Source organism: Caulobacter sp. GW821-FHT10C03, assembly GCF_059415485.1.
In genome coordinates, this window is record NZ_JBWKNI010000015.1 from 1 (window position 1) to 25,836 (window position 25,836).

The window sequence follows — 25,836 nt, forward strand, 5'->3', positions numbered from 1 at the left end:
CCCTGGCGCTGGCGCCGGCCCCCTCCGGCCCTCTGGGCCACCTCCCCCAGAGGGGGAGGATCTACGAAACCGCCTACTGCTGCTGTTGTTGTTGCTGCTGCTGGCGCTGCTGGTCCTGATGGACCGCGGCGGCGTCGCCGCGGCGGCGGCCGCCGAAGGCGGCGGGCTTGGCCAGGCGCAGGAACTCCGGCTCGGCCAGGGCCGCGCGGGCGCGGCGCACGGTGACGCCCACCGCCAGATGGCTCTCGGCGTCGCCCTTGTAGACCCCGCGCGAGGGCGTGACGTCGGCATAGTCGCGGCCGACGGCCACGGCCACGTGACGCTCGCCCGTCAGGCAGTTGTTGGTCGGATCGAACCCTACCCAGCGCAGGCTGGGCAGGAAGACCTCGATCCAGGCGTGGGTCGCGTCGGGATCGGAGCGGTCGCCGGCGTCGCGGTCGGTGAACAGGTAGCCCGAGACATAGCGCGCGGGCAGGCCCCAGCTGCGGCAGATGGCCAGCATGATGTGGGCGAAGTCCTGGCAGACGCCGCTGCCGGCCTCCAGGGCCAGGTCGATCGGGCTGTCGGCGTCGGTGACGCCGGGCTGGTAGCCGAACGACTGGTAGAGGGTCTCGTTCAGCCGCTTCAGCGCCGTCAGCGGGTCCTGACGGCGCAGGTCTTCCAGGTCGTGCTTGGCGATGAACGCCAGCAGCGCCTCTGTGGTCTGCACGAAGCCGTGCGGCCGCAGGAAGTCGAAGCACTCGCCGCGCACGAACTCGCTGCGCAGGCGGTCCCACTCGCCGGTGTCGAGCCTGTCGGGCAGGTCGGCGGCGCGTTCGGTCTCCACTGCCGAGCGGGCGATGATGGTCAGGCGGTCGTGCGGCTGGGGCACGTCGAAGTGATAGACCGCGTTGCCGAAGCTGTCGGCGTAGGAGAACAGCTGGCCGGCCGGATCGATGTCCAGCTCGAAGCTGACCAGCCGCTGGCGCGCGCCCTTCTGGGGCTGCATCCACAGCTCCATCAGGCTTTCGCGGACCGGCCGCTCGTAGTGGTACTGGGTGACGTGGCGGATTTCGAGCAGCATGGGATCAGGCCGGCAGTCGCAGTTCGAGGGGATAGGAGACGAAGGTTTCGTAGATGGCTTCGTGGATGCGGGCGCACTCGTTGACCACGGCGGTCAGCAGCGAGCCGGCGCCGCCGGCCTCGAGTTCGTCGACGTCGGCGAACTGCAGGCGGGCCTTCAGCTTGCCGGCCAGGCGCTCGGGCGCGGCGCGGCCGGCGGCCTCGACGTGGCGGGCCAGGGTCGCCAGGTGCTCCTCGATGCGCGAGGTGGCGAAACGGATCGAGCGCGGGAAGTCCTCGTCGAAGACCAGGAACTCCAGGATGTGCCGGGGCTCGATCTCGGCGGTGTAGACCCGCAGGTAGGGCTCCAGCGCGCAGGCCATACGCAGCAGGCTGACCAGCGCCAGGTGGTCGTTGATCTCGCGGCCGGGGGCGGGGGCGAAGCACACCTCCAGCAGGCTGGAGACCAGCTGCGCCCGCTCCAGGTACATGCCCAGCATCATGAACCGCCAGCTTTCGCCGTGGCTCATGGTGGCGTCGGCCGCGCCCTTGAACAGGTGCACGTCGGCGATGACGTCGTGCAGGAAGGCCACTGAGTTGTCGGCGAACTCGGCCTCGGCGTTGGGGTCGGTGACCCGCAGATAGAGGACGTTCAGCCGCTCCCAGGTCTCGGTGGTGATCTGGTCGCGCACCTGGCGGGCGTTCTCGCGGGCCATGGTCAGGGATGAGACCACCGAATTGGGGTCCGAGCGGTCGAGCACCAGGGCCAGGGCGGCGTCATAGGGCGACACCTTGCCGGTCTCGCTGTCGCCGACGGCCGAGAGGGCGATCCACACCGCCTGGACGCCGGAATCGGTCTGGTCGAGCGTGGCGTTCAGCATCACGCTGGACAGCCGCGACAGGTGTTCGGCGCGCTCGATATAGCGGCCCAGCCAGTAGAGGCTGTCGGCGACCCGGGCGAGCATCATTGGCCGTTCCCCTTGTGACCGTTGGAGTGGCCATTGCCGTTGCCGTTGGAGTGACCGTTCTCCTCGGCCAGCACCCAGGTGTCCTTCGAACCGCCGCCCTGGCTGGAATTGACCACTAGCGAGCCGCGCTTCAGCGCCACGCGGGTGAGGGCGCCGGGGGTGACGATCGTCTTCTCGCCCGACAGGATGAAGGGCCGCAGGTCGACGTGGCGGGGCTCGATGCGGCCGTCCACGAGGCACGGCGCGGTCGACAGCTGGATGGTCGGCTGGGCGATGTAGTTGCCGGGATCGGCCTTCAGGGCTTCCGCGAACTCGGCGCGCTCCTGGGCGCTGGCGTGCGGCCCCACCAGCATGCCGTAGCCGCCCGAGGCCCCCACGGCCTTGACCACCAGCTTGTCGAGATTGGCCAGCACGTGGCTGAGCTGGCTCTTCTCACGGCAGAGATAGGTCTCGATGTTGGGCAGGATCGGGTCTTCGCCCAGGTAGTAGCGGATGATGTCCGGCACGAAGGCGTAGACGGCCTTGTCGTCGGCCACGCCCGTGCCCGGGGCGTTGCAGATCACCACGTTGCCGGCGCGATAGGCGTTGAACAGGCCCGCGGCGCCCAGCGACGAATCCCGACGGAAGGTGAGGGGGTCGATGAAGTCGTCGTCGACCCGGCGATAGATCACGTCCACCCGGCGCAGGCCTGTGGTGGTGCGCATGTAGACCATGTTGTCGTGGACCACGAGGTCGCGGCCCTCGACCAGCGGCACGCCCATCAGGCGGGCCAGATAGGCGTGCTCGTAATAGGCGCTGTTGTAGACGCCTGGGGTCAGCACCACGACCTGCGGGTCGGACCGCCAGTCGGCGCTCATGCTCTTCAGCGTGGCCAGCAGCAGGTCGGGATAGCGCTCGACCGGCCGCACCCCGGCCTCGCGATAGGTGCCCGGGAAGGTGCGCTTGGCCGCGTCGCGGTTGGCCAGCATGTAGGATACGCCCGAGGGGACGCGCAGATTGTCCTCCAGCACGGCGAACTGGCCGTCCTGGCCGCGGATCAGGTCGCTGCCGCAGACATTGGCGTACGACTTGTGCGGCACGTAGAGGTTCTGCATCTCGCGCCGGTACGAGGGCGCGCCCAGCACCAGGTCGCGGGGCACCACCCCGTCCATCAGGATCTTCTGCTCGCCGTAGATGTCGGCGAGGAACATGTTCAGCGCCAGCAGGCGCTGGGTCAGGCCCGACTCGATCTTGGCCCATTCGGCCGCCGGGATGATTCGCGGAAAGAGGTCGGTGGGAATGATCCGCTCGGTCGCGCTGCCCGCGCCGTAGACGGTGAAGGTGATGCCCTGCAGCAGGAACGAGCGTTCAAGGGTCTTCTGGCGATCGGCCAGCGCCGAGGCGCCCAGGGTCGCCATCCGAGACTGCAGCGGGGCGTAGTGGCCGCGCACTTCGCCGCCCGGAGCGAACATTTCGTCGTAAGCCACGCCGGGCAGATAGGCCGCCCCCGTCATCGGCAGGTTGGGGGCTTCGTCCAGGCTCTGTATTTTCGCCGCCACGCCTGTGTCCACCTTGGTTGTCCGTCTCTTGGACCCGCGCCGAAGCGGCGCTGGTCGATGGAAACCTAGAACGCCTCGAAAAGGTTCGCGGCGGATTTCGCGCTCCGCCGCGCCAATGCGCACGACTGCTCATCATTTGGGCGCCAATTGCCGGGCCTGAGAAGGCGCCATCGTTCGCCCTCGCAGCATTTCGCGGCGTGACAGGCGTGAAGCGCCCGACTACACGAGGCCTGGGGGCGCTCCGCGCGGGGACGAAGCTTGGTGCGTAAGACGACAGTCCTGGGCCTGGCCGCCGTCATGGCGGCCTTCGCGGCCCAGGCGCATGCGGACGAACCATCGGCGACCATCACGGGCGTCGAGGATCGCGCCCTGCGCGAGGCGATTCAGCGCGCCTTGACCGAATCCGACGGCCCGCCCGGCAGCCGCTCCGAAGCCCGCCGCCGCGCCCGCGACGCCGCCGACGACGCCGTGGCCGTGCTGCGCGCCGAGGGCTACTACGCCTATGTCGTCGAGCCCGACGTCACCGAGGCCGATCCGCCGCGCGGCGTGGTCAAGGTCACGCCCGGTCCGCTGTTCGTCTTCGCCGATCCCCGCATCGACTGGTCGGGCGAACCGCCGGACGAGGGCGTGCGCGAGCGGGCCTTCTCGGTGCTGGGCCTGACCGAGGGCTCGGCCGGCCGCGCCGCCGAGGTGCTCGGGGCCGAAGGCAGGGCCGTCGCCCAAGTCCAGAAGCTGGGCTATGCCGACGCCATGGCCGATCCGCGCCAGGTGATCGTCGACCACGCCGACCACACCGTGCGCCCGACCTTCGTCATCGCTTCGGGCGAACTGGTGAAGGTCGACGGCGTCGAGCTTTCGACCAAGGGCCGCACCAACATCGTCTGGCTGCGTCGCCTCGCGCCCTGGAAAGAGGGCGACGTCTACGATCCCGAGGACGTCGCCGAACTGGAGCGCCGGCTGCGCGACACCGGCGTCTACGACACCGTCTCGGTGGCGCTGGCCCCCAAGGACAAGGCGCTGGAGAACGGCCTGCGTCCGATCCAGGTGACCCTGGCCGACCGGGCCTCGCGCACGCTGGAACTCGGCGCCGGCTATTCGACCAGCGAAGGCCCCGGCGTCGACGTCAAATGGATCCGCTACAACCGCCTGCGTCGGGCCGACACCACCACGATCACCACTCAGGTCGCCAAGCTGGAAAAGAGCCTGGAGGGCTCGGTCGCCCTGCCGCACTGGGGCCGGCCGCAGCAGACCCTGAAGCTGACCAGCAAGGTGTTTGGCGAGACGACCGACGCCTATGACGAAACCGGCGCCACCATCAGCGCCGACCTGACGCGCCGGCTGCAGGCCACGCGCTACCAGACCTACGGCGTATCGCTGGACCTGTCGCAGACCACCGAACTGACCTCGGCCAGCGGCGGCACGGTGGGTCAGCGGCTGAACCTGGCGACCTTCACCACCCTTGCCGCCTACGCCTGGGATCACTCGGACAACATCCTGGATCCCAAGCAGGGCTGGCGGATCGAGGCCCGGGCCGAGCCGACGGCGATCACCGGCGACACCAGCCTCGTCTACATCCGGACCCAGGCGCAGGGCGCGGCCTACATCCCGTTCGGCGAGAACGCCAAGACGGTGCTGGCCGGCCGGCTGAAGCTGGGCGCCATGCTGGGCGGCACCATGCCCGAAGTGCCGGCCTCGCGGCGCTTCTATTCCGGCGGCGGCGGCTCGGTGCGCGGCTATTCCTACCAGGCCATCGGCCCGCGTCTGTCGGACAACACCCCGCAGGGCGGCCTGTCGCTGTTCGAGGCCTCCCTCGAAGTGCGCCATCGCTTCACCGAGCGCTGGGGCGGGGTGTTCTTCCTCGACGCCGGCGCCGTGGGCGTGGAGCCCACGCCCAGCGCCGACGACTTCAGCGCCGGCGTCGGCTTCGGCGTCCGCTACGACCTGGGCTTTGGCCCGATCCGCGCCGACTTCGCCGTGCCGCTCGAAAAGCGCAAGGGCGACCCGGCCTTCCAGATCTATCTCAGCATCGGGCAGAGCTTTTGACCGACGCCGCACCGCCGCCAGAGCCCGTCGAACAGGTCGCAGAAGCCGCGGTCAAGGTCGCGCGCCGCATCGGCGGGCCCGGCTGGCTGATCATCGTCTCGGTGACCCTGGTGGCGATCGTCGCCCTGTTCCTGGGCGTGGTGCGCTACGGCGTGATCACCCCTCAAGGGCGGGCGTTCCTCGAAGCCCGCACCAGCGGCCTGAAGCTGGGCCGCATCGGCACGCTGAAGATCGAGGGTCTGTCGGGCGACATCTGGCGTGACTTCGGCGTGCGCCGGCTGACCATCTCCGACGAGAAGGGCGTCTGGCTGGAGGGCGCCGACCTGCACGTCGTCTGGCGTCCGCGCGAGCTGTGGTGGCGCCGCTTCCACGCCGACAACATCGAGGCCCGCCAGGTGACGCTGGTGCGCCGCCCCACGCTCGGCCCCAAAGGCAAGTCGAGCGCCGCGCCGGTCTCGGTCGATCTCGACGCCTTCAAGCTGCGCCTGGTCTCGCGACCGGCGTTCAGCAACGTGGCCGGCGACTTCGACGTCTCCGGGGCGTTCGAGATGGCGCGGGCGGGCGGCCAGGCCGGCCGGCTGTCGGCCGCCAGCCGCCTGCACCCGGGCGATCACCTGGATCTCGTCTTCGACCTCGGCCGCGACCAGACCCTGCTGCTGACCGCCACGGGGCGCGAGGCCAAGGGCGGCGCCCTGGCCGGGAGCCTCGGTTTGCCCGCCGACCGCCCGTTCCAGCTCGACGCCAAGGCCAACGGCACCACCCAGGCCGGCGCCTTCACCATCCGCGCCCAGACCGGCGACACCGTTCCCCTGCGGGCCGGCGGCGCTTGGACCGCCCAGGGCGGTTCGGCCAGCGGCCATGTCGACCTTTCGGCCTCCAGCCACACCGACCTCTACGAGCGGATGTTCGGCGCGGCCGTGGACGTCGACCTCGTCGGCCGCAGGGCCGGGGCCTCGACCGATCTTTCCCTGAAGCTGCGCGCGCCGAACCTCAGCCTGGACGCCCAAGGCCTGGCCGACATCAGCCAGCGCCGCACCGCGCCGGAAGGCGTGACCTTCTCGGCCTCTGTTCGCGATCTCTCCAAGATCACCCCGATCCCCAAGATGGGCGCTGCCAAGGCGCAGGGCGTCTTCAAGCTCGGCGCCGACGGCTTCTCGGTCGAGGGGCCTGCCGACGTCGCCAATCTGGAGTTGCTCGGCTACCGCCTGGCGCGGGCCCGCGGTCCGGCCTTCGTCGGCTGGAAGAAGGGCGAACTGACCATCCGCGCCTCGGCGACCACCGAGGGCGGGGCGGGCGAGGGTCTGCTGGCGCCGCTGGGCCGCTCGCCCAAGGCCGAGTTCGAGGGCGCGCGCCTGAAGGACGGCCGTTTCCTGATCAAGCACGCCAAGATCGTCGCCCCCAACATCGTCGTCGACGGCAAGGGCGAGCGCGGCCTGCTCGGCGGCCTGTCGTTCGACGGCTCGGCCAAGGTCGCCTCCCTGGCCCCCATCCGGCCGGGCATGAAGGGCGCGGCCGACATCAAGTGGTCGGCCAGCCAGGCCCACAACAAGCCCTGGAACTTCACCGCCGACGCCAAGGGCGCCGGCTTCGCCACGGGTCTTTCCGAACTCGACCGGCTGCTAGGCGCCGCGCCCAAGCTCAGCGCCCGCGCGGCCTGGGACAACGGCAAGCTGTCGGTCGCCGACGCCAAGCTCGACGGCGCGTCGGCCCGCGCCAAGGCTTCGGGCGTCATGACGCCCGGCAACAACCTGGCCTTCAAGCTCGACTGGTCGGCCGAAGGGCCGTTCGGCGCCGGGCCGGTGGAGATCAGCGGCAAGGCCTCGGGCGACGGCGCGATCACCGGGACGCTGACCGCGCCCCGCGCCGACCTCAAGGCCGCCTTCGACAGCATCGAGCTGCCGCGCCTGCCGCTGAAGGACGCCAAGCTGGCCCTGACCTTCGCCAAGCTGCCCGACGGCGGCGACGGCACGGCGTCTTTGCAGGCGGCCAGCCAGTACGGGCCGGCGCGCGGCAAGACCGCCTTCCGGTTCGCGCCGGGCGGGCTGGAGCTTTCCGATCTCGACATCGACGCCGGCGGCCTGAAGGCCCAGGGCGGCGCCTCCCTGCGCGACGGCCGCCCCGCGAGCGCCGACCTGAGCGTGGCCGTCGGCCCCGGCGCCTTCCTTGCCCAGGGTTCGGTGAAGGGCGCGGTCAAGCTGGTCGACGCGCCCGGCGGTCCGAACGCCACGCTGGATCTCGTCGCCCAGGACGTCGCCGGCGGCGCCTGGAAGCTGCGCACCGCGACCATCAAGGCCAACGGCCCGATGAGCCGCCTGCCGCTGACCCTGGACGCTCGCGGCGAGGCGCCGGCCGGTCGCTGGAACCTGGCCGGAACCGGCGTGCTGGCCCAGCAGACCGACGACTATCTGCTGACCCTCGACGCCAAGGGCCGGATGGCCCGCACCGACATCTCCACTCGCGAATCCGCCCAGATCCGCTTCGGCGGACCGCGTACGACCAGCAGCCTGCGCCTGAACCTCGGCGACGGCCGCGCCGACCTCGATCTCGACGTCGGCGGCGAGCTGGCCAATCTGCGCGCCGACCTGGTGGGCGTCAGCCTGACGGCCCTCAATCCCGATCTGGCCGGCCGCATCGACGCCCGCGTCTCGATGCGCGGCCAGGGCGAGGCGCTGGACGGCGAGCTCGACGCCAACCTGTCGGGCGCCCGCGAGCGCGGGGCCAAGGAGAACCAGTCGCTGGACGCCACCATCCATGGCGACCTGCGCGACCGGGTGATGACCGTCAAGGCCAGCGGCTCCAACCCCCAGGGCCTCAAGGCCGAGGCCGACCTGACCCTGCCGACCGAGGCCTCGGCCAAGCCGTTCCGCCTGGCCATCGACCGCCGCCGCGCGGTGCAGGGCCGCTTCCTGGCCCAGGGCGAGATCAAGCCGCTGTGGGACCTGCTGATCGGCCCCGAACGCGGCCTGTCGGGCAAGATCGACGCCGAGGGCTCGCTGGCCGGCACCCTGGCCGACCCGCGCCTGATCGGTCGCGCCGCCCTGACCGGCGGCAAGTTCGAGGACGGCCAGTCGGGTCTGCGGCTGCAGGACGTCGCCATCACCCTGGCCCTGGCCGACAACGCCATCGACGTCAGCAAGGCCCAGGGCGCCGACGGCCGAGGCGGTACAGTGTCGGGCCAGGGGCGGATCAGCCTGGCGCGCGACGGCGTCGGCAGCTTCCGCCTCGACATGAAGAACTTCCAGGTCATCGACAACGAGTTGGCGAAAGCGTCCGCCACCGGCCAGACGACGATCAACCGCGACTCCGCCGGCAAGGTGAAGCTGACCGGGGCCCTGACCATCGACCGCGCCGACGTTTCGGCCCAGTCCAAGACCCCGGCCGGCGTCGTCTCGATGGACGTCATCGAGCGCAATCGCCCGCAGGACCTGGTCCAGGGCGTCGAGGTCCGCCAGCGGCGGGCCGATTCCGGCATGGCGCTGGACGTCACCCTGAAGGCGCCGCGGCGGATCTTCGTGAAGGGCAGGGGCCTGGACGTCGAACTGTCGCTCGACGCCCATGTCGGCGGCACCACGGCCAGCCCCAGCCTCGACGGCGTGGCCCGCGTGGTGCGCGGCGAATACGACTTCGCCGGCAAGCGCTTCGAGTTCGACGACGACGGCGTGGTGCGCCTGGCCACCCAGCTGGAGCGGATTCGGCTGGACCTGACCGCCACCCGCGAGGACGACGCCCTGACCGCCGTCATCAAGATTTCGGGCACGGCCGCCAAGCCGGAGATCACCCTGACCTCGACGCCGGAACTGCCGCAGGACGAGGTGCTGTCGCAGGTGCTGTTCGGATCGTCGGCCGCCCAGCTGTCGCCGATCGAGGCCGCCCAACTGGCCTCGGCCCTGGCGTCGCTGGCCGGCGGCGGCGGCTTCGACGTGATCGGCAACCTGCGCAGCTTCGCCCGCCTCGACCGCCTGGCCTTCGCCGAGGGCACCACGGGCATGACCGTATCGGGCGGCAAGTACGTCACCGACGACGTCTATGTGGAGATCATCGGCGGCGGCCGCGAAGGGCCGGCGGCGCAGGTCGAATGGCGCATCCGCCGGGCGCTGTCGCTGGTCTCGCGCCTGGGCGGCGACGGCGACGCCAAGCTTTCGGTAAAATGGCGAAAGAACTATAGGTAGCGCAAGGCTGTTGCGCGGGCCTGCGGTTTCCTCGCCAAAGGAAACAACGTTTTGCCCGCGGCCCTTGGACTAGGCTCTGGTCAAGGGAGACAGCGAATCCATGCGGATCGACGACGAAGATCGGGCTGTCCTGGGGAGTTTGGCGGCCGACGGCCCCCGGATCATCGACCGGGCCGTGGCCTGGTGCGCCATCAACTCGGGAAGCCGTCACATCGCGGGCCTGGAGCGGCAGCGGCAGGTTCTTGCCGAAGCCTTCTCGGCTCTGCCCGCCGCCCCGACCGAGATCCCGCTGACCGCCTCGCCCGAGATCGCCGCCGATGGACGTGAGGTCGCGCAGCTTCATCCCCCGGCCATCGCCGTCGTGGTGCGTCCCGAGGCGGCGGTCCAGGTCGTGCTGACCGGCCACTACGACACCGTCTACCCCGAGACCTCGGCCTTCCAGACCGTTTCGACCCGTCCGGACGGCGCGCTGCACGGGCCGGGGATCGCCGACATGAAGGGCGGGATCTCGGTGATGCTGGCGGCGTTGGAGGCCTTCGAGCGCCACCCCAAGGCCGCCAATCTGGGCTACCGCGTGCTGCTGTCGCCGGACGAGGAGATCGGCTCGATCGCCTCGGCCCCGGTGCTGGCCGACTTCGCGCGGCTGGGTCATGTGGGCCTGACCTACGAGCCGGCCCTGGCCGACGGGGCGCTGGCCAGCGTGCGCAAGGGCTCGGGCAATTTCCACGTCGTGGTCCACGGCCGCGCCGCCCACGCCGGCCGCGACTTCGCCTCGGGCCGCAACGCGGTGATGGAGGCCGCGCGTCTGGCCCAGGCCCTGCACGCCCTTAACGGCCGCCGCGAGGGGGTCACGCTCAACATCGCCAAGATCGACGGCGGCTCGCCGCTGAACATGGTGCCCGACATCGCCGTGCTGCGCTTCAATGTCCGCTTCCCCTCGGCCGCCGACGCCGCCTGGCTGGAGGGCGAGATCGCCGACATCGTCGCTTCCACAAAGGCCGACGGCCTGCACGCCCATCTGCATGGCCGCATCACCCGCGGCGCCAAGCCGTTCAACGTCGCCCAGGAGCGCCTGTTCGGCGCGGTCAAGGAGGTCGGCGCGCTGCTGGGCCAGGACATCGCCTGGAAGCCGTCCGGCGGGGTCTGCGAGGGCAACAACCTCTTCGCCTCGGGCCTGCCCAACATCGACAGCCTGGGCGTGCGCGGCGGCGACATCCACAGCGAGGCCGAGCACGCCTGGCCGGCCAGCTTCGTCGAGCGCGCCCAGCTCTCGGCGCTCACCCTGATCAAGCTCGCGAACGGCGATATCGACGCCCACGCGATCCGCGCGGCCATGGCCGCCGTACCGGAGATCCTCTGAATGCTCGTCGTCCGTCCCGCCGGTTCGGCGGATTTCGACTCCCTGATGGAGTTGGCCGTGCTGTCGGGGCGGGGCTTCACCAGCCTGCCCGAGGACGAGCCGACCCTGCGCGAACGCCTGGCGCTTTCGGAAGCCAGCTTCCAGGCCGGGGTCGCCCCGCCCGAGGCTTGGTACACCCTGATGCTGGAGGACCTGGAGAGCGGGGTCATCGACGGCGTCGCCGGCGTCAAGGCCAGCGTCGGCCTCAAGCGGCCGTTCTTCTCGTTCCGGGTCGTGACCCTGGCCCAGTCGTCGCCGGTGCTGGAGATGCGTTTCGACCACAAGGCCCTGGTGCTGGTGAACGAATGCGCGGGCTGGTCGGAGGTCGGGTCGCTGTTCCTGCGCCCCGAAAAGCGCAAGGGCGGGGCCGGGCGGCTGCTGGCCCAGTCACGCTACATGCTGATCGGCATCGAGCCGCAGCGCTTCGCCGAGATGGTGCTGGCCGAGCTGCGCGGCTGGTTCGACGAGGACGGCTCGTGTCCGTTCTGGGAGCACGCGGCCAGCAAGTTCTTCCGGCTGGACTTCGACCAGGCCGATCTGATGAGCGCCTCGACCAACGGCCAGTTCATCCTCGATCTGGCGCCGCGCCACCCGATCTATACCGAGCTGCTGGCCCCCGCCGCGCGCGACGTGATCGGCAAGGTCCACCGCGACGGCGAGGCCGCGCGGGCCATGCTGGAGCGGGAAGGCTTCCGCTACCAGGGTCTGGTCGACCTGTTCGACGCCGGCCCGACCGTCGCCGCGCCGCGCGACGACATTCGTACCGTGCGGGACGCCAGGCGCCTGCGGGTGAAGATCGGCGAGGATGCGTTCGGCGAGGAGGCCCTGATCTCGACCACCGACGTCGCCCGGTTCCGGGCCGTGCGGGCCGCCGTGCTGATCGACGGCGAGGCGGCGATCCTGGATCGCGAGGCGGCCGACGCTCTCGGGGTCAGTGAAGGCGACCATGTGCGGGTGAAGGCATGAGCGGCGTGTTTATCGACGGCGTCTGGAAGAACGGGCAGGGGCCGGAGGCGGTCTCCTCCGACCCGGCGACCGGCGAGGTGGTCTGGCGCGAGGCCACGGCCTCGTCCGCCGATGTCGAGGCGGCCGTCGCGGCGGCCCGCAAGGCCTTCCATCCTTGGGCCGATCTGCCGCGCGAGGAGCGGATCGCCATCCTGCGTCGCTACAAGGAGGTGCTGGTCGAGCGCTCGACCGCCTATGCCGAGGCCCTGAGCCGCGAGACCGGCAAGGCGCTGTGGGAGACCAAGGCCGAGATCGGCTCGATGGCCGGCAAGGTCGACGCCTCGATCAAGGCCTATGACGAGCGGACGGGCGTGGCCGAAAACGCTATGCCCTTCGGCCGCGCCGTGCTGCGCCACCGCCCGCATGGCTTGATGGCGGTGCTGGGGCCGTTCAACTTCCCGGGCCACCTGCCCAACGGCCACATCGTGCCGGCCCTGCTGGCCGGCGACACCGTGGTCTTCAAGCCCTCCGAAGAGACGCCCCTGGCCGGCCAGTTGCTGGTCGAGGCCCTGGAGGCGGCCGGTGTTCCGGCCGGAGTCGTCAACCTCGTGCAGGGCGGCCGCGAGGTCGGGCAGGCCCTGATCGACCAGGAGATCGACGGCCTGCTGTTCACCGGCTCGGCCCAGGCGGGGACCTTCTTCCGCCGCCACTTCGCCGATCGGCCCGACGTGATCCTGGCCCTGGAGCTGGGCGGCAATAATCCGCTGGTGGCCTGGCAGACCGGCGACCCGGCCGCCGTCGCGGCGCTGGTGGCGCAGTCGGCCTTCATCACCACCGGCCAGCGCTGTTCCTGCGCCCGCCGCCTGATCGTGCCGGACGGATCGGAAGGCCAAGCGATCGTCGAGGCCGTGCTGGCCCTGGTCCCGAAGCTGTCGATCGGCCCGTGGAACGGCGAGGAGCCCTTCATGGGGCCGCTGATCTCCGAACGCGCCGCCGGCCACGCCCTGGCCGCCGCCGGCCGTATCGAGGGGCAACGCCTGCTGGCGCCGGGCCGCGTCGAAGGCCTGTCGGGCGCCTTTGTCTCGCCGGGCCTGATCGACGTCACCGGCGTCGAAGTGCCCGACGACGAGATCTTCGCCCCGATCCTGCAGGTGCGCCGCGTGGCTTCGTTCGACGAGGCGCTCGCCGCCGCCAACGCCACCCGCTACGGCCTCTCGGCCGGGCTCGTGACCGAGAACCCGGCTCTCTGGGACCGATTCCTGGCGCGGATCCGGGCCGGGGTCGTCAACCTCAACCGCCCGACCACGGGCGCGGCCGGGACCATGCCGTTCGGCGGCCTGGGGGCCTCGGGCAACCACCGGCCCAGCGCCTATTACGCGGCCGACTACTGCGCCTATCCCGTGGCCAGCTTCGAGGCCGGCGCGGTGCTCGACACCACGGGCGACATCAAGGGCCTTCGCCCGTGACCGCTTTCGAGGCCAATTGCGACGGCCTCGTGGGGCCGACCCATTCCTATGTCGGCCTGTCACCGGGCAACATCGCCAGCCAGGTCAATGCCGGCCAGGTCTCGGACCCGCGTGCGGCGGTGCTGGAGGGCCTCGACAAGATGCGCCGGCTGGCCGACTGGGGCGTGCCGCAGTTCGTGCTGCCGCCGCACGAGCGGCCAGACGTGGGCTTCCTGAAGTCGATCGGTTTCGCAGGCTCCGACGCGGCCGTCATCGAGGCCGCCTGGAAGACCGCTCCGGCCCTGGCCGCCGCCGCCTGCTCGGCCTCGCCGATGTGGGCCGCCAACGCCGCCACGGTGACCCCCAGCGCCGATGCGGCCGACGGCCGCGTGCACTTCACGCCGGCCAACCTGCTGACCAACCTGCACCGCAGCCTGGAAGGCCCGCAGACCGCCAGGGCTCTGCGCCGGCTGTTCCCGGACGAGGCCCGCTTCGCCGTCCACGACCCGCTGCCGACCCAGCCGCACTTCGCCGACGAGGGCGCGGCCAACCACGTGCGGCTCTGCGTAGAACACGGCGAGCCCGGGGTGAACCTGTTCGTCTGGGGCCGTGAAGCCTGGGAGCACTGGAGCGGCGCCTATCCGGCCCGCCAGACCCGCGAGGCCTTCGAGGCGATCCAGCGTCGCCACGCCGCCGCCCGCGCCGTCTTCCCCCGCCAGGGCCGTCGCGCCATCGCCGGCGGGGCCTTCCACAACGACGTGGTCTGCGTGGGCACGCGCGAGACCCTGTTCTTCCACGAAGCCGCCTTCGAGGACCGCGCCGGCATGGAAGCCGAGGTTCGCCGCGCCGCCGAGGGCCTGTTCGAGCCGGTGTTCGTCGAGGTCTCCGAGGCCGACCTGCCGATCGAGGACCTGGTGAAGAGCTATCTCTTCAACTCCCAACTCCTGGTCCTGCCCGGTGAGGACCGCCTGGTGCTGCTGGCGCCCGGTGAGACCCGCGACAATCCCCGCGCCCGCGCCGTGGCCGAGGGGCTGGTGGCCTCCAACGGCTCGATCGGTCGCGTCGAATACGCCGACGTCCGCCAGAGCATGCGCAACGGCGGCGGTCCCGCCTGCCTGCGGCTGCGGGTGGTGCTGACGGACGAGGAACTGGCCGCCGCCAATCCCGCCCAGCGCTTCGACGCGGCCCTACACGCGCGCCTAGCCGACTGGGGCGCTCGACGCTATCGCGACCGCCTGGCGCCGGCCGATCTCGCCGATCCGGCCCTGCTGGTCGAGAGCCGCGAGGCCCTGGACGAGCTGACCGCGATCCTCGATCTCGGCGGCGGCTTCTATCCCTTCCAGAGAGACGCATGAGCTTCTCGATCCGCCCAACCCGCGCTTACGACGCGATCCCGGTCGCCGCCGTTCATCGCGCCACGGCCGCCATGCCAGGCGGCATCGCGCGCCAGCCGGAGGAGATCACCGACGGCTATATCGACCGGATTCTGCACGAAGCCCTGGCCGACGGCGTGGGCCTGGTGGCGGTGGACGAGGGCGGCGTGGTCATCGGCGAGATCCACGCCATGCGCATCCCGGTGAAGCTGTTCTCGCACGTGCTGTCGGACTTGACCGTGGCGGTGCATCCGGACTGGCGGGGCAGGGGCGTCGGCTCGGCCCTGTTCCAGGCGCTGTTCGCCGCCGCGCGGGCGATGGATCCGCCGATCGTGCGGGTGGAGCTTGGGACCGGCGCGGGGAACGCGGGCGCGATCCGGCTCTATGAGCGGCTGGGGTTTCGGGTGGAGGGGCGGCTGGAGAAGCGCGGGCGCTTCCCGGACGGAACGTTCGAGGACGACATCGCCATGGGGCTCATTCTCTGATCCCTCTCCCCTTGCGGGAGAGGGTGGCCTCGCGGAGCGAGGTCGGGTGAGGGGTCTCTCAGAACCGTCCGCGCGACCCCTCATCCGTCGGCTACGCCGACACCTTCTCCCGCAAGGGGAGAAGGATCAGGAGGCGATCTCACTCGCCGTCATCGCCTTCACGCCCAGTTCCCCCAACCCCGCCAGCAACCGCCGCAGGGCCGAGATCCGGAACGGTTGCCCCGTCACGTACGGCGTCAGGGTGAAGCCCAGCACCCGCCCGCCGAACCGCTCGGCGTCGTCGGCGAGATAGCTGGCGGCCTCGAGCACCTGACCCGCCCATTCGTCCTCGGTCTGGCGGCGGTCGATCATCAGGGACCGGTCGTCGAGTTCGTTGGACAGCGGCAGGCCGATCACCTCGCCGGCGTCGGTCTTCATCGTCACCGGAACCTCGTCCTGCTCCCAGTCGAGGCAGATGTCGAAGCCGGCGGCGCGGATCAGGTCCAGCGTGGCGAACGACTGCTGCCGTGCTGGGCTCAGCCAGGCGCGGGGCTTCAGACCCGCCGCGTCGAAGCGCGCCCGCACCTCGGCCACCCAGGCGGCTTCGGTCTCGCGATCCAGCCCGCCCCAGTGGATGTGGGTGGTCGACAGGCCATAGGCCGCGATCTCGTGGCCGTCGGCCAGGATCGCCTCGACCAAGGGCTTCAGCCGCTCCAGCTGGTCGGCGTTGATCGGGAAGGTCGCCTTCAGACCCGTCGCCTTGAGGGCGTCGAGGATGCGGTAGACGCCCACCCGGTTGCCGTAGTCGCGCGTCGTGTAGTGGCGCAGGTCCGGATAGGGGGTGACCATGGCGCCGGGGTGCTTGAACGGCTTGCCCGGCGGATTGAGCGGATGGTGCTCGATCGGCACGACGATCATCGCCGCCACCGCCGCGCCGTCCGGCCAGGCGATCGGGGCGCGCACGGTCGAGGGCCGCCAGGCGTAGCGGTCCTGGTCCATGCCGTAGGAGCGGTGCGGATAGATCAGGTGCTCGTCAGGCAGCGGCATGGGCAAACCCCGTTCCCGGCGTGGCCAGGCCGCGCGCGGCGATGTCGGCGATGGTCTGGTCGAAGTAGTTGTCGCGATAGTGCTGAGCGATCTCGCGGGCCGTGGTGATCCACACCTCGTCATGGCCGGCGATGTGGCGCAGGGCCTCCTCGAACGGCCGGATGCGATGCGGCTGGCTGACCAGATAGGCGTGCAGCGGAATGCACATCACCGTGCCCGACTTTTCGCCTTCTTCCAGAAGCTGGTCGAAGTGGCGCTTGAGCACGTCGGCGTAGCGCCAGGGGCTCATCGACAGCGCGCCATAGGTGATGACGTCGTTGACCTCGAGCGAATAGGGCATCGAGATCAGCTTGCCGGTCCTGGTCTTCACCGGCTGGGGCTGGTCGTCCTGGAAGAGGTCGCAGGTGTACCAGAAGTCGTTTTCGGCCAAGAGGTCGAAGGTCTTCTCGGTGTGGGTCAGGGCCGGGGCGAGGTAGCCCCGGATCCGCTGGCCGGTGGCGGCCTCGACCGAACGGATCGAGTCCTCTATCACCGCCCGCTCCTGGGCCTCGTCCATGCCGTAGGAGAAGCGGGTGTTGTAGATCCCGTGGCTGAAGAACTCCCAGTTCCGCGCCACGCAGGCCTCGATGATTTCCGGATGGTGGTCGAGCAGGCCCACCGACAGCGAGATCGAGCCGCGCATGCCGTACTTGTCGAGCAGCTCCATCAGCCGCCAGTGGCCGACCCGGTTGCCCCAGTCGCGCTGCGAGTAGCCGACGACGTCCGGCGAGGGCTTGGGCCAGCCCGGACGCTGCGGGTTCTTGGGCGGATCGAACTCGTAATATTCGATGTTGGGCGCGATCCAGAAGGCCAGCTTCTTGCCGTCCGGCCAGACGATCTTGGGCCGGTCGCGATAGGGCCAATGGTCGTAGAGGTTGGGATCGGCCTGCATCTGACGCTCCACTCAGCCGGCGGCGTAGGCCGCGCCGGTCTCGACCATTTCAGCAAGGCCGATGCGGTCGTTCACCCCGCCCATGTCGATCATCCGCTCTGCGAACGGACGCGTGGCGCCATTGGCCTTCAGGCTCGCCAGGAAAGCCTCGGCCGTCGGCACCAGGGCGCGCACCAGGGCGCCGGGCGAGATCACCAGCTTGAAGCCGATATTGCCCAGCTCCGTCACGTCGAGCAGGGGCGTCTTGCCGCCCTCGACCATGTTGGCCAGCAGCGGCACGCGGCCGGCGAAGGCGTGGGCGATGGCGCTCATTTCGCCCAGGGAGCGCGGGGCCTCGACGAACAGCACGTCGGCGCCGGCCTCGACATAGGCGTGGGCGCGGTCGAGCGCGGCTTCGAAGCCTTCGACGCCGATCGCGTCGGTGCGGGCGATGATCAGGGTCTGGTCGCTGGCGCGCGCGTCGAGCGCCGCGCGGATCTTGCCCGACATCTCCTGGGTCGAGACCAGGCCCTTGTCCGCCAGGTGCCCGCACTTCTTGGGGAAGGTCTGGTCCTCCAGCTGGATCGCCGAGGCCCCCATGCGCTCGAAGATCCGCACCGTGCGCTGCACGTTGACGGCGTTACCGAAGCCGGTGTCGCCGTCGACGATCAGCGGCAGCGAGACGCGTTCTGACACCCGGCCGACCACGTCGGCCACATGGTCGAACGACACCAGGCCGATGTCGGGCCGGCCCAGCTGGGTGTAGGCGATCGAGGCGCCGGAGAGGTAGACGGCCTCGAACCCGGCCTGCTCGATCAGCAGGGCCGACAGGGCGTCATAGGCGCCGGGGGCCAGCAGCGGCGTGTCTTGGGCGAGGCGGTCGCGCAGGCTCATGCGGCGGCTCCCTTCAGGCGTCGTTTCAGGTGGGGGATCAGGCCGCCGTCGTCGATCATCGCCATCAGGTGCGGCGGGATCGGCGTCAGGGCGTAGGTCTTGCCCGTGGTGATGTTCTCGAGGCGTCCAGCGACCGGATCCAGAAGGATCCGATCGCCGTCCGTCATCTCGCCGACCTGGGGAAACACGAAGGCCGGCAAGCCGAGGTTGATGGCGTTGCGGTAGAAGATGCGGGCGAACGAGGTCGCCAGCACCGCGGAGACGCCAAGAAGTCGTAGGGAAACGGCCGCCTGCTCGCGCGACGAGCCGAGGCCGAAATTCGCGCCGGCGAACACCACGTCGCCGGGCCGCACCGTGCTGGCGAAGTCCGGCGCGATCGCCTTGAGGCAATGCTGCGCCAGCTCGGCCGGCGGCAGCTTCATCAGGTTGCCCGGGGCGAGCAGGTCGGTGTCGATGGCGTCGCCGAAGACGAAGGCGCGGGACATCAGGCGGCTCCCGTCAGATAGGGGCGGGGATCGACGATGCGGCCGGCCGTGGCGGCGGCGGCCACGGCGTAGGGCGAGCCGAGATAGACGTTGGCCCCGGCATGGCCCATGCGGCCCTGGAAGTTGCGGTTGGTCGACGAGATGCAGGTCTCGCCCTCGGCCAGGATCCCCGCGCCCATGCCGGCGCAGGCCCCGCACCCCGACGGCATCAGCACCGCGCCGGCCGCCAGCAGGGTCTCCATCACGCCTTCGCGGGCGGCCAGTTCCGCCGTGCGGGCCGAGCCCGGGGCCACCAGCAAGCGCACGCCCTGCGCCACGCGGCGACCCCGCAGCACGGCGGCGGCCATCCGCAGGTCCTCGATCTTGGCCCCGACGCAGGCGCCGATATAGGCCTGGTCGATGCGGACCTCGGTAAACTCGGTCGCGTCGCGGGTGTTGGCCGGGGAGTGCGGGGCGGCGATCTGCGGCGCAAGGTCCGAGGCGTCGAAGCGATGGACGGCGGCATAGGTCGCGTCGGGATCCGAGTGCAGGGCCAGGGCCGCGGCCTCGTCCGTCACCGGCGCGCCGCGCGCGGCCAGATAGGCGAAGGTCGTCGCGTCCGGCGCCACGACCCCGGTCTCAGCGCCCAGCTCGGCGGCCATGTTGGCCAGCACCATGCGCTCGGCCATCGGCATGGCCTCGACCAGGGGACCTGCGAATTCTACCGCCTTGAAGGCGTTGTCCATGCCCAGTTCCCGGCACAGGAACAGCATGACGTCCTTGGCGGTCACGCCCGGCTGGAAGGCGCCGGCCCACTCGACGCGAATGGTTTCCGGCACGGCCAGCCAGGTCTCGCCCGTGGCGGCGATGGCGGCCATGTCGGTGGCGCCGTAGCCGGCCGCATAGGCCCCGAAGGCCCCGGCCGTCGGCGTATGGCTGTCGCCGCCGGCGATGAAGGCGCCCGGCCGGATCAGGCCGTGCTCGGGCAAGACGAGGTGGCAGATGCCGACCATGTCGAAGAAGGCCGAGACTCCATAGTCGCGGGCGAAGTCGCGCGTGCCCTTGAGGATCGCCGCCGACTCCGCATCGACGGCCGGCACGTAGTGGTCGGAGACGATGGCCACCTTGGACGGGTCCCACAGGCCCACGCCCAGCTCTTCCAGCAGCGGACGCCAGCGGCGCGGGCCGCTGCTGTCGTGCGCGAAGGCCAGATCCACCTTGGCCGTCACGAGGTCGCCGGCGCGCACGCTCGGCAGGCCCGCGGCCTTGGCGATCACCTTCTCGACGAGCGTTCGTCCAACCAACCTAATCGCCTCCCGGTCAAATCCAGCGGCGACCGGGGTAGGCGCGGGGCCCCCGGCTAGAAAGGCGGAAGTTCAGATCAATTGCTGTGCGGTCATTTCCGGCCGCCGGAGGACTACGATGCCCCTCGACGCCGCTCGCACCATTCCCGCCTTCGACTGGAAGGACCCGCTCGCCCTCGACGCCCGCCTGACCGAGGACGAGCGCCTGATCCGCGACGCCGCCCGCGCCTACGCGCAGGAGCAACTGCTGCCGCGCGTGGTCTCGGCCTATGCCGACGGCCGCTTCGATCGCCAGATCATGACCGAGATGGGCGAACTGGGCCTGCTCGGCTCGACCCTGCCCGAGGAATACGGCGGCGCCGGCGTCAGCCACGTGGCCTACGGCCTGGCCGCCGCCGAGATCGAGGCCGTCGATAGCGGCTATCGCTCGGCCATGAGCGTGCAGTCCTCGCTGGTCATGTACCCGATCTACGCATTCGGTTCGGAAGAGCAGAAGCGCAAGTGGCTGCCGGGCATGGCGCGCGGCGAGCTGATCGGCTGTTTCGGCCTGACCGAAGCCGACGGCGGTTCGGATCCCGGCTCGATGCGCACCGTGGCCCGCGAGGTCGATGGCGGCTACGTGCTGAACGGCGCCAAGATGTGGATCACCAACAGCCCGATCTCCGACGTCGCCCTGGTCTGGGCCAAGCTCGACGGCGAGATCCGCGGCTTCCTGGTCGAGCGCGGAACCGAAGGCTTCACCACCCCGAAGATCGACGACAAGCTCAGCTTGCGCGCCTCGATCACCGGCGAGATCGTGCTGCAGGACGTGCTGGTGCCGGCTGACGCCATCCTGCCGAACGTCAAAGGCCTGCGCGGTCCGTTCTCGTGCCTGAACAAGGCCCGCTACGGCATCGCCTGGGGCGCCATGGGCGCGGCGCGGTTCTGCCTGGAGACCAGCGCGGCCTACGTCGCCGACCGCGTCGTGTTCGGCCGTCCGCTGGCCGCCCGCCAGCTGATCCAGAAGAAGCTGGCCGACATGCAGACCGAGATCGCCCTCGGCTTTGAAGGCGCGCTGGCCCTGGGCCGTCGCCTCGACGCCGGCGACTGGGTGCCGGAAGCCATCAGCCTGCTGAAGCGCAACAACTGCGGCAAGGCCCTGATCATCGCCCGCGAGGCCCGCGACATCCACGGCGGGGCCGGCATCTCCGGGGCCAGCCACGTGATGCGTCACGCCGCCAACCTCGAGACGGTCAACACCTACGAAGGCGCGGCCGACGTCCACGCCCTGATCCTGGGCCGGGCGATCACCGGCCTGGCGGCGTTCTGAGGAGCGGGGCGATGAAGCACCAGACCATCCGCGGCAAGATCCTCTACACCTCGCGCAAGCCGGGTCGCGAAGGCCAGGAGCGGGGCCGCGAGCACTTCTCCATGACCCGCCACACCGACGGCAAGGTCACCATCCGCGCTCAGTGCGAGATCGAGGAGCCGGATCCCACCGTCCTGCGCGACGCCGTCTATTCCCTCGACGAGCACAACCGGCCGATGGACTTCCACCTGCGCCTGACGGTCGGCGACAAGTTCATGGGCTCGGGCTGGTTCCGCTTCGGCGAGGACTTCATCGAGTGCGAAAGCTACGGCCCGTCGATCGGCCGGCTGTCGCAGCGCGTGCCGATGAACGGCCATTTTGACGGCTTCGGCACCCATCCGATCATCGGCGACGCCTACATGTGCAAGGTGATGGACGTCGCCAAGGGACCGCACAAGCGCAAGCTTCGCGTCTTCCTGCCCTCGGTCGACCATCGTGGGGCGACCCCGCCGCAGATCGTCGAGAGCGGCATCACCCTGGAATATGTCGGCGAGGAAGAGGCGACCACGCCCGCCGGAACCTTCGCCTGCCGCCACTTCCGCTTCCTCGGCGAGGACGGTGGCATGGTCAGCAAGGACGGCGAGCACCCGACCTACGACATGTGGGTCACGGCCGACGAGGACTCGCTGTTCGTGAAGGGCGGCGTCGGGGGCTACATGCAGACCTGGTACGAGCTGGTGGAGCTGCAGCGGTAGGGTCGCAGTCGCAAATCCCTCTCTCTCTTAGAGAGAGGGAGGGGCCCGCCGCGAAGCGGTGGGAGGGTGAGAGGTTTCACCGCTTGCCGGCAAATCCCGGCTTGTGGTGGAAACCTTCAACAGACCGCGACATTGCCTTGAAGCGTCGAAGCTTTTCGCCAACCAAGCATGCGCGGAACGGCTGCGCTGGATCCTGAGAGATTATAACCTCTCACCCTCCCACGCCTTCGGCGCGGGCCCCTCCCTCTCTCGATGAGAGAGGGACCAAAGGGGGTCACCGCTCCGGAAACACCGGCTTCCGTTTCGTCAGGAACGCCGTCCGGCCCTCGATGAAATCCGGCCCCGACACCGAGGCCACGAACGCCGCCCGCGTCGCCGCGTCGTCCTCGACGGCGCCGGCCAGGATCGCCCGGATCGTCGCCTTGATCGCCCGGACCGAGCGCTGCGACGCCGCCGCGATCTCGGCCGCCTTGGTCGCGACGGCGGCCGGAACATCCGCTTCAATCGCATCGATCAGACCCAGCCGCAGAGCCTCCTCGGCCCCGAGCAGGCGTCCGGTGAACAGGATGTCCCTGGCCGCCGAGGCGCCGACGGCGTCCACCAGGCGCTTGGTGTCTTCCAGGCTGTAGGTCAGGCCCAGCTTGGCCGGGGTGATCGCCAGCCGCGCGTCCGAGGCGGCGATCCGCAGGTCGCAGGCCAGGGCCACGGCCAGGCCGCCGCCTACGCAGGCGCCTTCGATGGCGGCCAGCACCGGCTTTTCCAAGCCAGCGATCGCCCCGATCCCGGCCGCGATGGCGGCGTTGTAGTCGGCCGCGCTCTGCGGCGTGGCGTAGACCGCCTCGAACTCGCCGATGTCGGCCCCGGCCGCGAAATGTCCGCCACGGCCGGTCACGACCAGCACCTTGGCGTCCGAGGCGGCGAAGGCCGCGCAGGCGTCGGGCAGGGCGCGCCACATGGCCAGGGTGATGGCGTTGCGCTTGGCCGGACGGTCGAAGGCCAGGGTCGCGATGTTGCCCTCGATGGTCAGGGTCAGCGCCCCGTCGGCGAAAGCGGTCATCGGAAGGCCTCCGGAGCGGCGGCTGAAGGCAGGGTCTCGGACAGCCGTGCGGCCAGCGCCTGGGTAGCGCCGTCGGTCATACCGATCACCTGCAGCGACAGGGGCAGGCCGTCTGCTTCGCCCGACGGCAGGGCGAAGGCCGGCGCGCCCAGCACGTTGCCCAGCGCCGTCAGGTCGGCCTGGCTGGCGGGAACCGCGCCGCCGAAGGCGAAGGCCTGTTGTGGCGTCGTCGGTGTCAGAAGTCCGGCATAGGGTGCTGTAGCAACGAGGATTTTTCGCCTGCTCTCAGTCAGCAGGCGATAGGCCTCGGCCAGCTTGGCCGGCGTCTGCCGTGCGCCCCAGGCCAGCAGCGAGCGCAGCTCCGGCGTGAAGCCTTCCGGGTCCAGGGCCAGGGCGCGGCGATGCTCGACGCCGCCCTCGACCTCGCTGATCAGCAGGCCGGCGCGGCGCAGAGCGCCCAGGTCCAGATCGTCGATCCGCAGCTTCTCCAGCCGCCAGCCGGCGCGGGCCAGGTCGTCCAGCGTCTTAGCGAAGCCGTCGGCCACCGCCGGCTCCAGCTGCACCAGACCGTCGAGGTCGAGCACCGCCAGCGGCCGCTCGTCTGGCGCTGTGGTGGCCTCCACGCCGCAGGCCTGGGCTACCAGGGCCGCGTCGGCCGCCGAGCGGGCGTGGACGCCCACATGGTCCAATGTCCAGGACAGGGCGGTGACCCCGTCGGTGGCGATCGCGCCCAGGGCCGGCTTGTAGCCCACCACGCCGCAATAGGACGACGGCAGCCGCACGCTGCCCATGGTGTCGGTGCCCAGGGCCGCCGCGCACAGCCCCGCCGCCACGGCCGCCGCCGAGCCGCCCGACGAGCCGCCGGGGGTGAAACCCGCGCGATGCGGGTTCTCGCAGCGACCCAGGAAGGCGTTGTCGTTGGTCGCGCCCAGCGCGGCCTCGTGCATGTTCAGCGTGCCGAGGATCACCGCCCCGGCGGCCCGAAGCTGGGCCACGCAGGCGGCGTCGGCCGGCGCGACATTGCGGGCGTAGGCCTTGATCCCGGCGCTGTGCACCAGGCCCTCGACCGCGATGTTGGCCTTCACGGCGATCGGCGCGCCGTCGATCGTCGACAGCGGCGTTCCTGCCGCCCAGCGCTGGGCGCTGGCCCGGGCCTCGGCGCGCGCGCCGGCGGCATCCAGCTCGACCACGGCCCTGATCGCCGGGTTCAGCCGTTCGATCCGCGCCAGATAGGCCTCGGTCACGTCAACGGGACTGACGCCCGCCGCGTAGAGCGCTGGCAGGCCCGCGACACCAGCCGCGACGATGGGGTCGGAAAAGCCCGCCACCTCAGTAGCGCTCGTCGATCAGGCGGATCGGCTTCTGGCGCACGTCGATCTGGGTCAGGCCCGCCGTGGCGCCCTTGGGGGCCAGTTCGACCTCGACCTCGATGCCGATCTTGCGCTTGAGGATCTCGCCATAAAAGGCTGCGATGTCTCGCCATTCGGCCGTATCGGCCGTCGTCTCGGCGGTCACGGCGAAGCTATCGCGGCCGGTGGCGTCGCGTCGGGCGCGGCAGATGAACTCGCCGGCGAAGGCGGGCGCGTGCTCCAGCATCGCCCCCACGCCCTGCGGGAAGATGTTGATGCCGCGGATCTTGACCATGTTGTCCGAGCGCCCGAGGAAGCCCTCGATGCGCTGGAACACCACGTCGATCGACGACGGCTTGAGAATCGCCCGGGTCACGTCGTGGGTGTTGAAGCGGATCAGCGGATACAGGTCGTCCTTGAACAGGCAGGTGACGATCATGTCGCCCAACTCGCCCGGCGCCACGGCCGCGCCGGTGTCGATGTCGCAGACTTCCAGGTAGTGGGCGTCCTCGTGCACGTAGAGGCCGTCGCGGTCGGGGCCTTCGCCGGCGATCAGGCCGGTGTCGCCGACGCCGTACCAGTCGAAGCACTTGGCGCCGCCCCAGGCCTTCTCCATCGCCGCCCGGTCCTCGCGGCCCAGGTGCGCCGAGATCAGCCTCACGGGGATGTCGCGGCCCGGCTCGATGCCCATCTCCAGCGCCGTATCGGCCAGCTTCTTCAGATAGTCGCCGAAGCCCACCAGCACGGTGGCCCCGAAGCGCTTCATCACCTCGACCTGCTGGGCCGAGCGGGTCTCGACCCCGGTGCCGGCCGACAGGAAGGTCGCGCTGGTCCAGCGGGTCACGGCCTCGCGCACATAGTGGCCGCCGTTGATCATGCCGTGGCCGTAGACCGAGTGGATCACGTCGTCGGGACGCAGGCCCTGGAACTGGTAGTTGCGGGCCAGCAGCAGGTTCTGCACCTCGCGGCTCTTGGGGCCGAACAGCAGCACTTGTGGTGATCCGGTGGTGCCCGAGGTGGTGTGCAGCATCACCGGCGGCCGTTGGCCTTCCGGATAGCCCTCGAAGCCGGCGAAGTCGCCGAACGGGGGCTTGCGCTCCAGCGAGTCCATGATGTCGGACTTGTCGAAGCTGGGCAGGCCCGGCAGGTCGTCCAGCGAGCGGATGTCGCCGGGCTGGACGCCCGCCGCGCCCCACAGGCGCTGGTAGAAGGGCGTCTTCCAGGCGCGATCGACGCAGCGCAGGAACAGGCGGTTCTGCCGCCAGCGCAGCTCGTCGCGGCTGGTGGTGGTGGCGAACTGGGTGAAGGCCTCGCCGATCGGGTGGTCGGCGACGAGGGCGGGGTAGTCGAGCGACTGCCAGTAGGTCTGGTGAGACATGAGAA

20 protein-coding genes are annotated in these 25,836 nt (G+C 70.5%); 9 read left to right on the forward strand and 11 right to left on the reverse strand.

What is annotated here, in order from left to right; translation table 11 throughout:
- Positions 1-73: 73 nt before the first annotated feature.
- From AC07NG_RS18180 to AC07NG_RS18190, 3 genes are read right to left on the reverse strand one after another with little or no spacing between them, the layout of a single operon-like run.
- On the reverse strand, positions 74-1,063 hold the full coding sequence (locus AC07NG_RS18180; RefSeq protein ID WP_494595484.1) for a transglutaminase family protein: 990 nt from the start codon (positions 1,061-1,063) through the stop codon (positions 74-76).
- Between the two features lie 4 nt (positions 1,064-1,067).
- Positions 1,068-2,009, reverse strand: coding sequence for an alpha-E domain-containing protein (locus AC07NG_RS18185; RefSeq protein WP_110122103.1), 942 nt, complete (start codon positions 2,007-2,009; stop codon positions 1,068-1,070).
- Entirely contained in the window at positions 2,006-3,547 is a 1,542-nt protein-coding gene (locus AC07NG_RS18190; RefSeq protein ID WP_110122104.1) for a circularly permuted type 2 ATP-grasp protein, read from the reverse strand. The genes AC07NG_RS18185 and AC07NG_RS18190 overlap by 4 nt, the downstream gene beginning before the upstream one ends.
- 261 nt (positions 3,548-3,808) lie before the next feature.
- Between AC07NG_RS18190 and AC07NG_RS18195 the strand changes: the two genes are divergently transcribed.
- From AC07NG_RS18195 to AC07NG_RS18225, 7 genes are all read left to right on the forward strand, one after another.
- Positions 3,809-5,590 (forward strand): autotransporter assembly complex protein TamA, encoded by a 1,782-nt coding sequence (locus AC07NG_RS18195; RefSeq protein ID WP_487289553.1) that lies wholly within the window; start codon positions 3,809-3,811, stop codon positions 5,588-5,590.
- The gene (locus tag AC07NG_RS18200) at positions 5,587-9,759 is read left to right on the forward strand and encodes a translocation/assembly module TamB domain-containing protein (protein ID WP_494595487.1); all 4,173 of its coding nucleotides are present in this window, start codon (positions 5,587-5,589) and stop codon (positions 9,757-9,759) included. The genes AC07NG_RS18195 and AC07NG_RS18200 overlap by 4 nt, the downstream gene beginning before the upstream one ends.
- A gap of 100 nt (positions 9,760-9,859) precedes the next feature.
- Positions 9,860-11,119, forward strand: coding sequence for a hydrolase (locus AC07NG_RS18205; protein WP_494595489.1), 1,260 nt, complete (start codon positions 9,860-9,862; stop codon positions 11,117-11,119).
- Positions 11,120-12,124 (forward strand): arginine N-succinyltransferase, encoded by a 1,005-nt coding sequence (locus tag AC07NG_RS18210; protein ID WP_492856187.1) that lies wholly within the window; start codon positions 11,120-11,122, stop codon positions 12,122-12,124.
- Positions 12,121-13,569: a succinylglutamate-semialdehyde dehydrogenase gene (gene astD, locus AC07NG_RS18215; protein ID WP_494595491.1), complete on the forward strand. Its 1,449-nt coding sequence runs from the start codon at positions 12,121-12,123 to the stop codon at positions 13,567-13,569. The genes AC07NG_RS18210 and astD overlap by 4 nt, the downstream gene beginning before the upstream one ends.
- On the forward strand, positions 13,566-14,903 hold the full coding sequence (locus AC07NG_RS18220; RefSeq protein ID WP_494595493.1) for an N-succinylarginine dihydrolase: 1,338 nt from the start codon (positions 13,566-13,568) through the stop codon (positions 14,901-14,903). The genes astD and AC07NG_RS18220 overlap by 4 nt, the downstream gene beginning before the upstream one ends.
- A complete protein-coding gene (locus AC07NG_RS18225; RefSeq protein WP_494595494.1) occupies positions 14,900-15,406 on the forward strand; it encodes a GNAT family N-acetyltransferase in 507 nt (168 codons plus the stop codon). The genes AC07NG_RS18220 and AC07NG_RS18225 overlap by 4 nt, the downstream gene beginning before the upstream one ends.
- 126 nt (positions 15,407-15,532) lie before the next feature.
- Here the strand turns inward: AC07NG_RS18225 and AC07NG_RS18230 are convergent, their stop codons facing one another.
- From AC07NG_RS18230 to AC07NG_RS18250, 5 genes are read right to left on the reverse strand one after another with little or no spacing between them, the layout of a single operon-like run.
- The gene (locus AC07NG_RS18230) at positions 15,533-16,432 is read right to left on the reverse strand and encodes a polysaccharide deacetylase family protein (protein ID WP_494595496.1); all 900 of its coding nucleotides are present in this window, start codon (positions 16,430-16,432) and stop codon (positions 15,533-15,535) included.
- Positions 16,419-17,363 carry a polysaccharide deacetylase family protein gene (locus tag AC07NG_RS18235; protein ID WP_494595498.1) on the reverse strand — a complete coding sequence of 315 codons (945 nt, stop codon included), beginning with the start codon at positions 17,361-17,363 and terminating at the stop codon, positions 16,419-16,421. The genes AC07NG_RS18230 and AC07NG_RS18235 overlap by 14 nt, the downstream gene beginning before the upstream one ends.
- Positions 17,364-17,375: 12 nt before the next feature.
- The gene (locus AC07NG_RS18240; protein ID WP_494595500.1) at positions 17,376-18,236 is read right to left on the reverse strand and encodes an isocitrate lyase/PEP mutase family protein; all 861 of its coding nucleotides are present in this window, start codon (positions 18,234-18,236) and stop codon (positions 17,376-17,378) included.
- On the reverse strand, positions 18,233-18,721 hold the full coding sequence (locus AC07NG_RS18245; RefSeq protein ID WP_232793070.1) for a LeuD/DmdB family oxidoreductase small subunit: 489 nt from the start codon (positions 18,719-18,721) through the stop codon (positions 18,233-18,235). Before AC07NG_RS18245 ends, AC07NG_RS18240 begins: the two co-directional genes overlap by 4 nt.
- Positions 18,721-20,004 (reverse strand): aconitase/3-isopropylmalate dehydratase large subunit family protein, encoded by a 1,284-nt coding sequence (locus AC07NG_RS18250; protein ID WP_494595503.1) that lies wholly within the window; start codon positions 20,002-20,004, stop codon positions 18,721-18,723. Before AC07NG_RS18250 ends, AC07NG_RS18245 begins: the two co-directional genes overlap by 1 nt.
- Positions 20,005-20,122: 118 nt before the next feature.
- Between AC07NG_RS18250 and AC07NG_RS18255 the strand changes: the two genes are divergently transcribed.
- A complete protein-coding gene (locus AC07NG_RS18255) occupies positions 20,123-21,313 on the forward strand; it encodes an acyl-CoA dehydrogenase (protein ID WP_492856178.1) in 1,191 nt (396 codons plus the stop codon).
- An 11-nt stretch (positions 21,314-21,324) separates the two neighbouring features.
- Positions 21,325-22,047 carry a hypothetical protein gene (locus AC07NG_RS18260; protein ID WP_494595505.1) on the forward strand — a complete coding sequence of 241 codons (723 nt, stop codon included), beginning with the start codon at positions 21,325-21,327 and terminating at the stop codon, positions 22,045-22,047.
- A 274-nt stretch (positions 22,048-22,321) separates the two neighbouring features.
- On the opposite strand, the gene AC07NG_RS18265 is transcribed toward AC07NG_RS18260, so the two are convergent.
- From AC07NG_RS18265 to AC07NG_RS18275, 3 genes are read right to left on the reverse strand one after another with little or no spacing between them, the layout of a single operon-like run.
- The gene (locus AC07NG_RS18265; protein WP_494595507.1) at positions 22,322-23,104 is read right to left on the reverse strand and encodes an enoyl-CoA hydratase/isomerase family protein; all 783 of its coding nucleotides are present in this window, start codon (positions 23,102-23,104) and stop codon (positions 22,322-22,324) included.
- Positions 23,101-24,432: an amidase gene (locus AC07NG_RS18270; protein ID WP_494595509.1), complete on the reverse strand. Its 1,332-nt coding sequence runs from the start codon at positions 24,430-24,432 to the stop codon at positions 23,101-23,103. Before AC07NG_RS18270 ends, AC07NG_RS18265 begins: the two co-directional genes overlap by 4 nt.
- Position 24,433: 1 nt before the next feature.
- Entirely contained in the window at positions 24,434-25,831 is a 1,398-nt protein-coding gene (locus AC07NG_RS18275) for a phenylacetate--CoA ligase family protein (protein ID WP_494595510.1), read from the reverse strand.
- Between the last annotated feature and the right edge of the window lie 5 nt (positions 25,832-25,836).

Excerpts from the sequence above, each read along its gene's own strand:
- AC07NG_RS18180 (WP_494595484.1), bottom strand. The coding sequence starts at position 1,063 with ATGCTGCTCGAAATCCGCCACGTCACCCAGTACCACTACGAGCGGCCG.
- AC07NG_RS18185 (WP_110122103.1), bottom strand. The coding sequence starts at position 2,009 with ATGATGCTCGCCCGGGTCGCCGACAGCCTCTACTGGCTGGGCCGCTAT.
- AC07NG_RS18205 (WP_494595489.1), top strand. The coding sequence starts at position 9,860 with ATGCGGATCGACGACGAAGATCGGGCTGTCCTGGGGAGTTTGGCGGCC.
- AC07NG_RS18210 (WP_492856187.1), top strand. The coding sequence starts at position 11,120 with ATGCTCGTCGTCCGTCCCGCCGGTTCGGCGGATTTCGACTCCCTGATG.
- astD (WP_494595491.1), top strand. The coding sequence starts at position 12,121 with ATGAGCGGCGTGTTTATCGACGGCGTCTGGAAGAACGGGCAGGGGCCG.
- AC07NG_RS18225 (WP_494595494.1), top strand. The coding sequence starts at position 14,900 with ATGAGCTTCTCGATCCGCCCAACCCGCGCTTACGACGCGATCCCGGTC.
- AC07NG_RS18230 (WP_494595496.1), bottom strand. The coding sequence starts at position 16,432 with ATGCCGCTGCCTGACGAGCACCTGATCTATCCGCACCGCTCCTACGGC.
- AC07NG_RS18235 (WP_494595498.1), bottom strand. The coding sequence starts at position 17,363 with ATGCAGGCCGATCCCAACCTCTACGACCATTGGCCCTATCGCGACCGG.
- AC07NG_RS18240 (WP_494595500.1), bottom strand. The coding sequence starts at position 18,236 with ATGAGCCTGCGCGACCGCCTCGCCCAAGACACGCCGCTGCTGGCCCCC.
- AC07NG_RS18245 (WP_232793070.1), bottom strand. The coding sequence starts at position 18,721 with ATGTCCCGCGCCTTCGTCTTCGGCGACGCCATCGACACCGACCTGCTC.
- AC07NG_RS18255 (WP_492856178.1), top strand. The coding sequence starts at position 20,123 with ATGCCCCTCGACGCCGCTCGCACCATTCCCGCCTTCGACTGGAAGGAC.
- AC07NG_RS18260 (WP_494595505.1), top strand. The coding sequence starts at position 21,325 with ATGAAGCACCAGACCATCCGCGGCAAGATCCTCTACACCTCGCGCAAG.
- AC07NG_RS18265 (WP_494595507.1), bottom strand. The coding sequence starts at position 23,104 with ATGACCGCTTTCGCCGACGGGGCGCTGACCCTGACCATCGAGGGCAAC.
- AC07NG_RS18275 (WP_494595510.1), bottom strand. The coding sequence starts at position 25,831 with ATGTCTCACCAGACCTACTGGCAGTCGCTCGACTACCCCGCCCTCGTC.